This is a genomic window from Paenibacillus sp. FSL R10-2771 (assembly GCF_038000205.1).
GTDB classification, from domain to species: domain Bacteria; phylum Bacillota; class Bacilli; order Paenibacillales; family Paenibacillaceae; genus Paenibacillus_AQ; species Paenibacillus_AQ phytohabitans.
Genome location: NZ_JBBOBM010000001.1, coordinates 1,581,928 through 1,595,627 on the forward strand (window position 1 = coordinate 1,581,928; position 13,700 = coordinate 1,595,627).

A 13,700-nucleotide genomic window follows, 5' to 3' on the forward strand; every position below is an offset into this window, starting at 1 on the left:
AACATGCGATCAATCAAGCTTAGCCGCGTTATTGTGACATTGTGTATGGGAGTTGCAGGGATACTGTTTATTATGCCTTTCTTATGGATGCTCTCCGCATCCTTTAAGCCGGAGCTTGATGTCATGAAGTATCCGATTCAGTGGATTCCAACGAAATGGAATATGGTGGAGAACTACAGGCAGGTATGGGCTGGAGCCGTGCCGTTCTCCCTGTATTACTGGAATAGTGCGAAGGTAACGTTGATGTCGACAGCGCTTTCCTTGATTATTTCCGCCATGGCAGCCTATGGATTCTCGAAGGTTATTTTTAAAGGACGGGATATGCTATTCCTGCTTGTCTTAGCCACCTTTATGATTCCAACCCAAGCCATTCTCGTTCCGCAATTTATTATGTACCGCTGGCTTGGACTATTTGACAGTCATATCGGACTTGTGCTGCTTGCTGCTTCAGGTGTGCTGGGAACCTTTTTACTGAGACAGTTTTTCCTCGGCATTCATGATGAGATTATTGAATCCGCCCGGATTGATGCTGCAGGCCACTGGACGGTCTTTAGCCGGATCGCCCTGCCGCTTGTGCAGCCGGCCCTGGCAACCTATATGATTCTCCGCTTCATCTGGACCTGGAATGATTATCAGAATCCGCTGATCTTTCTTCGTTCTGATTCTTTATTTACCTTACAGCTGGGCATCCGGAAATTCGCTGATTTCAGCGGCGAGTTCTACTCCTTAATGATGGCAGGTGCGGTTTCAGCCATTCTACCTCTATTAATCATCTTCATGATTGGGCAGAAGCAGGTGATTGAGGGAGTTGCTATGGGAAGTGTCAAAGGCTAGACTAATTACACTATAGGGGGTTTATACAATGTTCAAAGCCAACAAGAAATTATTCATCCTGGTACCGCTGTTATCCTTGCTGATTTCGGGGTGCGGCGGTGCCAATTCGGAAGAAGGGGCTGCCCCGGGTACCGGAGAAGGAACGAATGAACCTGTAACGATTAAGCTGAGCAACTGGTATGCCAAAAAAATGGATAACTGGGATGTAGTAATTACAGAGTTCGAAAAGACGCATCCCAATATCAAAGTGGAGTTTGCCTCCGCTGAAGATAACAACTCCAACGAATTCTACAAGAAGCTCGATCTGGCCGTTGCCGGCGGCGATGATCTGGATATTATCATGTTCAGCAATATGACGTATCTGTCCCAACGGGCGGGGCTTGGCATGATCGAACCGCTGGATGATTATTTGGCTAAAGACGGAATTAATTTCGCCGATGAATATACGGCCGATACCTCAATTGACGGCAAGGTCTATGGACTGCCCGGCAAGTCCTCCCAGGGTCTCGTTATTATCAATGCGAATCATCTGAAAGAAGCGGGACTCGAGCTGCCCAAGGACTGGACCTGGGATCAGTATATGGAATATGCGAAGGCTATGACGAAAAAAGAGGGCGATAAAACCCGGTATGGCACCTATTTTCACAGCTGGATTCAATATGGGTACCTAGTGCAGAACTTCGGCCAATCGCTTAATTCAAATCTGACTACAGATGATGGAAAGACCGCCAATATTGACAATCCTTACATGCGTAAGTCGCTGGAGCTGCGTCTTCAGGGAGAGGCGGAAGGCTCCGCTACACCGTATTCGGAGGTGGTCAGCCAGAAGCTGAATTACAGACCGCAATATTTCAATCAGGATACAAGCATGCTGGTAACGGGCTCATTCCTTATTCCGGAAACCGGAGGGACAGACACGATTCCTGCCAGCTTCAAGACCGTATTTGCTCCGCTTCCCAAGCTGAATGCTGAAGATCCGATCTCTGCGAATGTCAGCGGTGACGTACTGAGCCTTTATAGCAAATCCAAGCATAAAGACGAAGCGTACACCTTCATCCGCTGGTTCTCCACGGAAGGCATTGTTCTGCAAGGGAAGAATATCCCGTCCTGGAAAAAAGCTGATCTGAATGATGTAGTCGACCGGATCATCGCCGGCAGCAAAAATCCGGAAATGATCGATAAAGAATCCCTGCTCTATGTTCTGGAGAATACCAAAGCTACTACGACAGCCACAGCGGTACCTTATCATGCAGAGCTTGAGAAAGTGCTCCTGGAGGAGTTTGATAAAATGATGCTCTCGGGTCAAAGCATTGATGCGACGATCCAGAATGCCCAAACCAAGATCCAGAAGATCATCGATTCCAAATCCTGAATGAAAACAGAGATTAGATAGGAGGGCTGCACGTGCTTTATCCAATAATGACGGAAACCCGCGGTCTGTATGATCTGGCCGGGGTATGGAATTTCAAGCTGGATCACGGCTTGGGATTCGAAGAGAACTGGTATGCATCCAAGCTGACAGATACGATCCCAATGGCGGTTCCCTCTGCCTATAATGATCTTGGCGTGAATCCGCAGATCCGCAATCATGTCGGCTGGGTGTGGTATGAGCGGGAGCTGATTCTTCCGCAGACCATCATGAATGAACGTCTTGTTCTCCGCTTCGGCTCGGCTACACATAAGGCCAAGGTATTCATCAATGGAAGCTTTGTGATAGAGCATTCCGGCGGATTTCTGCCCTTCGAGGCCGTGATTAATGAGTATATCCGGACTGGATCGAACCGGCTGACGGTTGCCGTCAATAATGTTGTGGATTACACGACATTGCCTGTAGGTCTATACACAGAGACTGAAGAACCCGGCGGGAAGACCAGGCTGAAGAATCAGCCGAACTTCGATTTCTTCAACTTTGCAGGACTGCAGCGGCCGGTGAAAATCTACTCTACGCCTCAAACCTTCGTGCAGGATATTACTGTCGTAACCGATTATCACGGCGGTAACGGGATTGTCCGTTACAGCGTGGATGTCAGCGGAGAAGCAGATATCCGGGTCACTGTTCTGGATGAAGAGGGAAACGCAGTCTCCTCGGGGACCGGAAGCTCCGGCCGGCTGGATATTCCCGGTGTTACCCTATGGCAGCCGTTGAATGCCTACCTGTATACCCTGAAGATTGAACTGCTGGAAGCCGAGCAGGTGCTGGATGTCTACGGGCTGCCGTTTGGCGTGCGGACAGTCGAAGTGCGGGAGGGGCAGTTCCTGATCAACAACCAGCCCTTTTACTTCAAGGGCTACGGCAGACATGAGGATACCCCGTTTCATGGCCGGGGCTTAGATGAAGCAGCGAATATCATGGATTTCAACCTGATGAAGTGGACGGGAGCCAACTCCTTCCGTACCGCGCATTATCCTTATGCCGAAGAAGTGATGCGGCTTGCCGACCGTGAAGGCTTCGTTGTCATTGATGAGACGCCGGCGGTAGGCCTGGATCTTAATTTCCTGGTGATGTTATCCGGGGGATCGAAGAAAGAGACGTGGAAGGAAGTCCAAACCTTTGAGCATCACCAGCAGGTCATCCGGGAGCTGATTAACCGGGATAAGAACCATGCCTGTGTAGTGATGTGGAATGTGGCTAATGAACCGGCATCCTATGAAGAGGGAGCATACGAGTACTTCAAGCCGCTGATCGAGCAGATGCGGGATGAAGATCCGCAGCACCGCCCGGTTACCCTGGTGACACATATAGAGGCTTCGCCCTTAAACGATAAGATCTCCGAGCTGATTGATGTGCTCGCCTTCAACCGTTATTATGGCTGGTATGTGGACGGAGGCGATCTCGAATCGGCCAAAGGCAAGCTGCGGCTTGAACTGGAGGCCTGGACCAAACGTTGTCCGGGTAAACCGATGATGATGACTGAATACGGAACAGATACCGTAGCCGGACTGCATGATGTGGAGCCGATCATGTTCACGGAAGAATATCAGGTGGAGTTCTACAGGGCCAATCACGGGATCTTCGACGAATTTGAAGATTTCGTCGGCGAACAGGTCTGGAATTTCGCAGACTTTGCCACGGGCCAGGGTATTATCCGGGTCCAAGGCAACAAGAAGGGGATCTTCACCCGGGAACGCAAGCCCAAAGCGGCAGCGCATGAGCTGCGCAAGAGATGGACGGCTATCCCGGATTTCGGGTATAAGCCGAAATAATGGAAGCTTGATACACACAGCATTAGGCCCGCCACAATGTACACCTGCGATTTATGCAGTGTTCATTGTGGCGGGCTTTTTGCGCATATTCTGAGACTACCCCTTCACCGCACCAATCATTACACCCTTCTCGAAATACTTCTGGACGAAGGGATACACACACAGGATGGGCACCGTTGCTACAATAATGGTGGCGTATTTAATCGTTTCTCCGATCATGAACTGATCCGCCGAGCTTGCTCCTGCCGACATGCTGTCTGTCGAATTGGCGATCAGGATCTCCCGGAGTATCAGCTGCAGCGGGAACAGGTCTCTGTCCCTCAGAAAGATGGATGCATAGAACCACGCATTCCATTTCTCGACGGCATAATAGAGCACCATTACGGCTATAACCGGCTTGGACAAAGGCAATACGATCCGGAACAGGATCGTCAAATGGTTAGCGCCGTCGATCTTGGCCGATTCCTCCAGGCTCTCGGGAATCGCCGAGAATGCGGTGCGCATGATAATCAGGTTAAAGGTGCTGACAGCGAACGGTATGATGGTTGCCCAGATGGAATCAATCAATCCGACACCCTTGACGATCAGGTACATCGGAATCAGGCCGCCGTGGAAGAACATTGTGAACACGATCAGCAGGGTGAAGGCGCTGTTCCACATTACATTTCTTCTGGACAGCACATAGGCTGCTATTGCGGTCAGCAGCATGTTAAGGGTGACACCGAAGACCAGAATGAACAGTGTATTGCCGTAACCCTTGATAATGCCGGGATTGCTGAACACGCTCTTGTAAGCTTCGAGACTGAAGCCCAGCGGCTTCCACAAGAATCCCTTGTTCGCAACCAGCTCCGCGGAATCGCTGAAGGAGGCGAACAGTACATATAGAAGCGGATATAACGTTACGATAACAAGTAGAATCAGCACGGTGTTAATGGTGTAATCAAAGATTTTATTTCTCAGGCCGGTGTCGGCATGCATAACGGTTTCCTCCTACCAAAGGCTGGTTTTATTAACTCTGCGGCTGATGTAATTGGCCGAGATCAATAGAATGAGATTCACAACCGAGTTAAACAAGCCGACTGCTGAACTATAGCTCCAGCCGAATTCCAGCAAGCCTTTTCTGTACACAAAGGAAGAAATGACGTCAGCTGTTTCATAGGTTACAGGATTGTAGAGCAGAATGATTTTCTCGAAGCCGACATTCAGCATATTGCCCATCCGCAGGATGAACATGATGGTGATCGTAGGCAGAATTCCCGGCAGGGTAATGTGCAGCATCTGCTTCAGACGGCTGGCACCGTCAATCCGGGCGGCTTCATACTGCTCCTGGTCAATACCGGCCAAGGCGGCAATGTAAATAATCGATTCCCAGCCGATCTTTTGCCAGATTTCGGACAGGATATAGACCGGGCGGAACAGGCCGGGCTTCTGCAGCATAGCGGTTCCGTCATACCCGAGCCAGGAGAATAGTGTATTAATAACCCCGTTGCTGTTGGTGAAATCGGTAATCATCCCGCAAATGACGACGAGTGAAATGAAGTAGGGCATATACGAGAAGGTCTGGACTATCCGTTTGAAGCTCTGATTTCTCACTTCATTGATCAGCAGAGCCAGAAGGATCGGGGCCGGAAACATGAACAGAATCGAATACACGCTGATAATCACGGTATTACTCAGAATCCGCCAGAAATAATAGCTGGAGAAGAAATCCCTGAAGTGCTGGAGTCCTACCCAGTCACTGCCTAGAATCCCTTTCATCGGCGAGAAATCCTTGAAGGCAATAATCGCGCCATACATCGGTGCATAATGGAATACGACATAGTAGAGGATGACCGGAATCATCATGATATACAGCAGTCTGTTCAGCTTGAAATCCCGGAGGAAACGGTGCTTAAAGCTGTTGTTAACAGAAGTTTGAACGCCGGTCATAGGAGCTAATTTGGACATGGTTTCTCTATTCCTCCTTACGGGAGCAGCTCTTCAGCCGATCAACGATCTGCTCCCGGCTTGACTGTAATTTAGCGCTTCAAGTACCGCTCCAGTGCGGCCTGTTTAATCTCAATGGCACGCGGGAGCTTGACGGAATTCAGCTTCTCCAGATACTTGTCATAAGCCTCAAGCGGCTCCGTTCCAAGGATAATCTTCAGTGTCATTTCATCGACCAGCGTGTTCACATCCGCCATGATGTTGGCATATTCAGCGCTTTCCTCCGGAGTTGGAGTTACCAGCGGAATCTGGTATTTGGCCATGTCCGTCTTCTGCCAGATAGGTATCGCGGCCTGCTGCTCCGGCAGGTTCAGGTACTGTTCGGAGACCCGGTTATCGGAGACAAAGGGACCCATCGTATTGCCACGGATATATAGAGACATGGCTTGTGCAGGGGCCAGCTTGTCGGGATTGCTCATCAGCAGATCCGTGAATTTCGGATAACCGTCTTCCATCGTGTAGCTGACACCCTCTGTTCCGAAGTTAAACAGCTTATTGCCTTCTTCGCTGTAGCCATAATCAAGCAGCTTGACCGCCAGCTCCGCATTCTTGGACGTCGCCGAGATCGCTACCATCCCGCCGGTGGAGAAGGCATAATCCCGTTGGCCGAACTTTGGTGAAGTGCCCTTCTCCAGCACCGGATAAGGAGCCGCGACAATGGAAGCCTGCGGATCGGCTCCCTTAAGGATCGGCTGCCATTTCCCGATACCGCCGCCAGCATTGGCCCAGGTTGCCCCGGTCTGGCCCGAAGTAATATTGGCATCCATCACCTTGGAATCGACGGTGGCCACATCTTTATCCAGCAGTCCGTCCGCATACCATCCCCGGAATAAGCTCAGGAAGTCTTTATAACCAGGTTCTGCCGGACCGAATTTAACCTTCCCGTCCTCCAGATAGAAGTCGCGGGTAACGCCAAACGCCCCGATGAAAGCGCCATTGCCCAGTTCATTGAATACACGCGGTTTGGCGACGAAGGAGATCGGTGCAGCAGCCCCTTTTTTCTCTTTAAACGCTTTCAAAGCAGTGGTCCATTCATCGATGGTTTCAGGTACGGGCAGACCCAGCTCATCCAGCCAATCCTTGCGGATCACCGGCCCCTGGAAGGTAAGCAGCGATTCATCCCCGCGGATGAAAGGAAACGAGTAATAGCTTCCTTTGTCTGTCTTGACCATTTTCTCAACCTCGGGATGCTCCTGGAGATATTTCTTGTAGTTCGGGGCGTATTTGTCGATCAGGTCATTCAGCTCCAAGATGTATCCGTCCTTGATTGCTTTTTCCGGACCGCCCGGGAAGTTGAAGAAGTTGTACTCCAGCATATCAGGCAATTCACCGGAGGCGAGCATCACGTTGAAGGATTCGTCGATCTGGTTAGCCGGAGGGGCGGTGAAATCTACTGTAACCCCAGTACGTTTCTGCCATTCCTGGTAAAAGGGAACCTCCGCATGCGCTGATTTTACTCCCGTCAGATTATTAGGTAATGCTCCCCAATAAGTGAGTGCAGTGTCCGTTTGCATCGGGTATACCGCTGCTGATTCTGATGCTGTGTCTGAGCCGGATGGGGAATTGTTCCCTGCCTTGTTCTCCGAGCATCCTGCCAGCGTGCTGCCTGCCAGCAGAGATGCCATGAGCGAAAACATTATTTTTCTGCTTGTTCTCCTCATTCCTGTTAACCTCCTCAAATGATTCCATTAGTAGTTGTAAGAACCTGCTGTGCTGCCGGGTTCATGCCCTAACTATACGGTCCGCCCCGGTTTGGTGTATATGTGCAGTACATCCAATGTAATTGAAAAAGCCGCTGCGGGTATCGGCAAAATGCACAAAACGATAGGCGATTGCTCTGCGGGAGCGGCTTAAGCCCTTGCTGCGCAACAAAAAAGCCCGGCCGCCACGGTGGGGTGACGGGCAGGGCATTGTTAATCTTCGATGGTTTCTTTGTATTTGCCGGGTGTAATTCCTTCGATCTTCTTGAAGGTGCGGATAAAGGTCCCAACATCATTGAAGCCTGACTTCTCGGCCGCTTCGTTGATCGTCAGCCGCTGCTGCTGAATCAATTGCTTGGACCAGTCAATCCGCCGCTTGTTGATCGTATCCAGAAGCCCTTCCCCCGATTGCTCCTTGAACAGCTTCGACAGATAAGTAGGCTTCATATCAAAATGCTGCCCCAGCAGGGAGACGTTCAAGCCCGGATCCGTGAAATGTTCGTCTATAAATGCAGATACCCCGCTGATTAAATCATTCAAGGCGCGGTGACGGTTCTCCTGAACATTCTGCAGCCGTCTGGCCCCGGCATATTCACAGGCTTCCTTAAGCATGGACTTCAGCTGCTCCTGCATTTCAGCTAACGTCTCTGCAGAAGAGAGCCTGTCAATGCGCTTCGGATTCTGCAGCAGGATATTATCCTGCGCGGGTCCGAGTTCACCGATGCTCTTGATCAAAGTTCCCACCAGGTCGAGCATAAGGCAGCGGGCTAAAGGTACCTTCACCGGGTGCTTCGACAGGTTCATCTGCAGGATATCGTCCAAGGAGGTTACGGCAGACTGGAAATCGCCCACTTTGACATAATTGATTAACTGCTGCTCCAGCTGAAGGGGATAGAAGTAACCGGAATCCGTATCGGGACGGATGTTATTCCGCTCAATCTCTTCATAGGACAGAATCTCCTGTTTGCCCATCACCAGCTTATATTCCATGGCATCCAATGCCTCCTGATAAGCCTGATGAATCTGATCAATACCGTGATGAACCCGGCTGACCGACACTGTAAGGTAGATATTATACGTCTGTGCAAGAAACTCTTGAGCGGAACGGGCCACCTGCAGCAGATCGCTATTGTGCTCATCCGATGAGACAGGAGACAGGCTGACCAGACAAGGCATGGCATCATCCGTTTCGGCCATATAGCCCCTGTGCTTAACGTTGACCAGCTCTTCAATTACATTATTCACAATGAAATGCAGCAGCTGCAGCTTCTGGGCGGCGGTTTTGCCCTGGACACGCTCCAGGAAGACATCGAGATCCTCCAGGTAGAATAGAAGAATCGCACAATCCCCGGAGAGGAGCTGAATATCGAAGGCGCTTAAGGCTTCGGCCAAAGGAAGCTCATCGTCCAGCCTGCCCTTGAGCAGCCGCAGGATGTAATTGGAACGCAGCGAATAATTCTGCCGCTTCCTCTCCAGCAGCATATGGTCCAGTTCACTCAGCGTACTGTCCACAGCCTGCTGGATAAACAGGAATTCATTGGAGCCTTTCTCCCGGATGGCTGTCTTGCTGCTGAAGGCACGTACAATCCGCTGGATCGGATTATAGTTTTTCCTCAGGAAAATATAAGTCAAGAACCCGCCTCCCAGCAGGCTGGCCATGATACTCAGCAGCGTCAGCCTGCGGACCAGCTCCGCCTTTTGCCAATAGACTTCACTAGGAATCATGGAAATATAGCGGAGATTGGATTCATTAGACTGGATCGAGAAGACTTCATACCGCTCCCCGCCGAATTCCCAGAGGAACATTCCGCTGTCACCGGTCAGCTTGCCGAAGGGCAATTGTGCCGGAAGATCTGTATTGGAGCTGGATACCAGCACCTGGTTGTCGGAGTCTGTGATGAGCACATGCCCTTTGCTGAACGCTTCAATATTCATGAGGGAGGATAATATTTGGTCGTTGTCGATCATGATCACATTGGCTCCGGACGGCTTGCCGTCCTCGTAGTCATAGGTGCTGACATATGCGAGCGCTTTCACGGAAGTGCCGTTCTCGGTTGTACGGTTCATCGGTACATAGCCCTTGAATTTGTTCTGGCGGAGGATATCTAACCATGCTTCATAGCTTAAGTTGCCGGAGGCGTTATGCTCGGCATAGGCGAATCTCGTATTCCGGTAAACGCCGGGGAGCAGAATCGTATCCCGTGAGGCCAGATAGATATAGAACAGGCCGGTTTCGGCATAAGCCGATTGATATAAGGACATATCCTTGGTCGCGTCGTACAGATCATACATATAATCTTCCGGGAAAATGGAGTACTTGTGCTGATCGACCAGTTCCCTGAACTTGGTATTCCAATTCAGCTCGAAGTTGAGCCGGTTGACCGCTTCCAGCTGTTTATCCATATTCTCCCGCAGCTGCTTAAGCAAGGAGTTGTTCGCCAGATGAATCTCATCAGCGAGCATCTTGCTGGACTGAAAGTAAACGATGGAACTCAGAATGACCGGAAGCAGCAGAACGGCCATATAAGATAAGGTCCAGGTCAGCAATACACTCTGGCTGCCCAGCCATTTGCTTCTTCTTTTCTTCATCCGCATTCTCCTGTCCGGGCTGCAATCGATAGCTTCGTATATTGTACATGCATCCCAGGGTTAGCACAATTGCCATTACAGGGAAATAACGGTAAGCTCCTGTTTGTTCGGCTTTTAAACACTCCGAATAGTGCCGCGGACGCTTCGCTTCCTGCTGGTGCAAGAGCTTGCGCGTTCCTGCTTCCCCGTGTAATCAGGTGATAAGTTATGTTTCCAATTGCCCGGTTCTGTGCTAGACTCAGTCTTTATTAAAGCCCTTACATCTGCGTCAGCAGGCAAAAACATCCGCTGTGCTGCGAGACAGGGGAGAGGAAGAGTCCATGAAACGTTATTTTCTCGATAAGCCCATACAGACCAAATTGCTGATTACCTTCCTGCCGGTCATGATTCTGTCGGTTATTGCAACAGGCTCGTTCTCCTACTGGTCCGCCAGTGATCAGCTCCGCAAGAACTCACTGTATTCGCTGGCCGATACAACCTATCAGACCGCCTTGTTCCTGGAATAAATTTCTGACGATCTTCGAACAGCTGGTTAATCTGGAGGATACCACCTCGCTGCGCAATCTGTTGTCCGTGAACGATCAGGGTGACACTCCCCAGAAATTCAATGACATTATTGAACTTCATAACCGTCTTGAAAGCGTATACCACTCCTATAATGCCATGGTCGATTCCATCTATGTTGCCTTCAACAACGGCCGTTCTTTCAACCTCCAGCAGGAATACGTGCCCCGGAGCGTCTCGATCGATCTTCCGGCGTGGCAGGAACGGTACAACCATTCAGATAAAGGCTACTACTGGCTGAACAGCCACAAGGATGCCATCTTCGATACGGTGGAGGACAGGCGGGTGCTCAGCAGCTTCAAAATGATCGGCACGCCGACTTCCTCCTCCAGCGGAATTGTGCTGATCAATCTGCGTGAAAGCTACTTCCTGGAGATTATGCAGAATGTACAGATCAGCCCGAACGGCGCGCTGGCACTGATCAGCCCGGACGGGGAGCTGTTCTCCAAATCCCTGAAGAAGGATTATGGGGTGAAGCCGGATACTATTGCAGAATTGCGGCAGCTGGCAGGCGGTAACGGCAGCCTTGCTGTGGACAGTACAGCAGGCCAGAAGCTGGATATTGCCTATCAGACACTGCCGCTGAACGGCTGGGTGCTGGCCGCTATTGTGCCGGAGAAGGATATCCTCGCAGGCGCGTCGCGCATCCAATGGATCGTTCTGGCGGTCACGCTGGTTATCCTCGTGCTGGCCCTGGCAGCCGCGACGCTGGCAGCGCGCAATCTGAGCAATCCGATCCGTTACCTGTCCAAGCAGGTGAAGCGGTTCGAGCGCGGGGATTTCAGTGTCAGCTTCCAGATTGACCAGCGCAATGAAATCGGCGTCCTGGCCACCGGACTGACCCGGCTCTCCGATTCGGTGGAGCAGCTGCTGAATGAGGTGCGCGAGGAGCAGGAGCAGAAGCGTAAGGCCGAAATGCGGGCGCTGCAGGCGCAGATTCAGCCGCATTTCCTGTACAATACGCTCGGTTCAATCAAGCATCTGATTGATCTGGAGGAGCGGGAGCGGGCCTCTGTGATGGTGGGAGCGCTGACCCGGTATTTCCGCATCGGCATCAGCAAAGGCGCCGAGCTGATTACTGTCGCGGAAGAGATTGAGCATGTGCGCAGCTACCTGCTGATTCTGAACATCCGGTATAACCAGGATTTCGATTATACCATCCAAGTGGATGAAGAGCTGCTGCCGCTGCGCATCCCGAAGCTGACGCTGCAGCCTATCGTGGAGAATGCCGTCTATCACGGCATCAAGAACAAGCGCGGCAAAGGAATGGTGACGATAACGGGTTATGCAGATGAAGCTGCCGCAGTGCTGGAGATATATGATAACGGACAAGGCATCAGCCCTGAGCGGCTTGCGCAGCTGCGCAGTTCACTGCAGGCGGACAGCACAGGCGACAATGCGCTGAGCTTCGGATTGTGGAACGCCCACCGCCGGCTGGTGCTGCAATACGGGCCGGTCTACGGCCTTGTCCTGGACAGCGAAGAGATGAAGTTTACCCGGGTCACGGTACAGCTGCCCCGGGTGCAGAAGAAAGGAGATTCCCATGATTAAACTGCTTATTGTGGATGATGATATGTGGATCCGGGAAGGCCTGCGGCGCAATATCCGCTGGGAGCAGGCCGGCATTGAGGTAGCCGGCACAGCCGCTGACGGGGAAGAAGCGCTGAAGCGGATGGAGGAGCTGCGGCCGGATCTGGTGCTGACTGATATCCAGATGCCTTTTCTGGACGGGCTGCAGCTGGCTGAACGAATTAACGCAGATTATCCGGGAACCAAGGTCGTCTTCCTGACCGGCTACGATGACTTCTCGTATGCCAAGCAGGCGCTGCGGCTGCAGGCGGCCGATTACATTCTGAAATATGAGGATAATGAAGTGATTCTAAATGCGGTTGCTTCTGCCGCCAGCACGCTGCTGGCCGAGAAGAGGGGGGCCGAGACAGCCCGGAAGAGCCAGGCGCTGATCCAGAACAAGTTCTTCGCAGAGCTGTTCGAGGGCTGCGCCAACCCGGAGTGGGCGCGGCAGGAACTGGACAATCTCGGCATAGCTGCGCCGGAGGCCTGCTTCCGGGTAGCGGTGATTCAGCCGGAGGACAACCGCCGCTTCGCCCGCTCCGGAGAAGGGGATAATGCGGAGCTGCTGCTCTTCTCCATCCACAATATCTGCTCGGAGCTTGTGTCTGAGCCATTTCCTTACCGGTATTCGGCAGTCTATAACAACCGGGTCAACCTTCTCTTTAACCTGCCTGCTCCGGCAGGCCGTGAAGGCACTGCGGAACACCTGACTGAACATCTGGAGGAGATCCGCCGGACGCTGGAGAACTGTCTGAAGCTTCAGGTCAGTATTGGTCTGGGCAGCTGCAGGGAAGGGATTGAGCGCATCGCAATCTCCTACAGCGAGGCTCTGAACGCTGCCCAGCTGAAGCCGATCATCGGCGGGGCCGGTGTATTCGTCAGCGGTGAGATCCGCCATTCGCAGAATTCGCATCATACGCTGCTGAAGGAGATGGAGCAGTATATGCGGATGCATTTTCATGAGGAGGAGCTGAACCTGACCGCCATCGCGGACCATGTCCATATTTCATCCGCGTACGCCAGCACGCTCTTCAAGAAATACAAAGGCATGAACTTAAGCGAGTATCTCATTCAGCTGCGCATAGACAAGGCAGCGGAGCTGCTGTCTACCACAGATGCGAAATCCTATGAAGTGTCGGAGCAGGTGGGCTACCGCAATCCCCAGTACTTCAGCGTGCTGTTCAAGAAGCATTACGGCAAATCGCCTTCGGAGTACCGCAGGGACCAGCAGCATTAATAGAGCAAACAAAT

At 51.7% G+C, this 13,700-nt stretch carries 10 protein-coding genes; 6 read left to right on the forward strand and 4 right to left on the reverse strand.

Annotated elements, in window-relative coordinates; genetic code table 11:
• Window positions 1–3 precede the first annotated feature (3 nt).
• From NSU14_RS06675 to uidA, 3 genes are read left to right on the forward strand one after another with little or no spacing between them, the layout of a single operon-like run.
• Window positions 4–834 (forward strand): carbohydrate ABC transporter permease, encoded by an 831-nt coding sequence (locus NSU14_RS06675; RefSeq protein ID WP_042139001.1) that lies wholly within the window; start codon window positions 4–6, stop codon window positions 832–834.
• A 28-nt stretch (window positions 835–862) separates the two neighbouring features.
• The gene (locus NSU14_RS06680) at window positions 863–2,206 is read left to right on the forward strand and encodes an ABC transporter substrate-binding protein (protein WP_336103375.1); all 1,344 of its coding nucleotides are present in this window, start codon (window positions 863–865) and stop codon (window positions 2,204–2,206) included.
• Between the two features lie 32 nt (window positions 2,207–2,238).
• Window positions 2,239–4,038 carry a beta-glucuronidase gene (uidA, locus tag NSU14_RS06685; RefSeq protein ID WP_340943672.1) on the forward strand — a complete coding sequence of 600 codons (1,800 nt, stop codon included), beginning with the start codon at window positions 2,239–2,241 and terminating at the stop codon, window positions 4,036–4,038.
• Between the two features lie 96 nt (window positions 4,039–4,134).
• Here uidA and NSU14_RS06690 read toward each other — a convergent pair whose 3' ends face one another.
• From NSU14_RS06690 to NSU14_RS06705, 4 genes are all read right to left on the reverse strand, one after another.
• On the reverse strand, window positions 4,135–5,016 hold the full coding sequence (locus NSU14_RS06690) for a carbohydrate ABC transporter permease (RefSeq protein WP_039297582.1): 882 nt from the start codon (window positions 5,014–5,016) through the stop codon (window positions 4,135–4,137).
• A 12-nt stretch (window positions 5,017–5,028) separates the two neighbouring features.
• Window positions 5,029–5,985, reverse strand: a complete 957-nt coding sequence (locus tag NSU14_RS06695; RefSeq protein ID WP_081970090.1) for an ABC transporter permease — start codon at window positions 5,983–5,985, stop codon at window positions 5,029–5,031.
• Window positions 5,986–6,056: 71 nt separating this feature from the next.
• A complete protein-coding gene (locus NSU14_RS06700) occupies window positions 6,057–7,649 on the reverse strand; it encodes an extracellular solute-binding protein (protein WP_340943674.1) in 1,593 nt (530 codons plus the stop codon).
• Between the two features lie 288 nt (window positions 7,650–7,937).
• Window positions 7,938–10,313, reverse strand: a complete 2,376-nt coding sequence (locus tag NSU14_RS06705; RefSeq protein ID WP_340943677.1) for a helix-turn-helix domain-containing protein — start codon at window positions 10,311–10,313, stop codon at window positions 7,938–7,940.
• Window positions 10,314–10,633: 320 nt separating this feature from the next.
• Here NSU14_RS06705 and NSU14_RS06710 point away from each other — a divergent pair, with 320 nt between their 5' ends.
• The 3 genes from NSU14_RS06710 to NSU14_RS06720 all read left to right on the forward strand — a co-directional run bounded on the left by NSU14_RS06710 (window position 10,634) and on the right by NSU14_RS06720 (window position 13,686).
• Complete coding sequence (locus NSU14_RS06710; RefSeq protein WP_340943679.1) at window positions 10,634–10,819, forward strand: hypothetical protein; 186 nt, start codon at window positions 10,634–10,636, stop codon at window positions 10,817–10,819.
• A gap of 67 nt (window positions 10,820–10,886) precedes the next feature.
• Window positions 10,887–12,428 carry a sensor histidine kinase gene (locus NSU14_RS06715; protein ID WP_340943681.1) on the forward strand — a complete coding sequence of 514 codons (1,542 nt, stop codon included), beginning with the start codon at window positions 10,887–10,889 and terminating at the stop codon, window positions 12,426–12,428.
• Complete coding sequence (locus tag NSU14_RS06720) at window positions 12,421–13,686, forward strand: response regulator (RefSeq protein ID WP_042138995.1); 1,266 nt, start codon at window positions 12,421–12,423, stop codon at window positions 13,684–13,686. Before NSU14_RS06715 ends, NSU14_RS06720 begins: the two co-directional genes overlap by 8 nt.
• Window positions 13,687–13,700 lie beyond the last annotated feature (14 nt).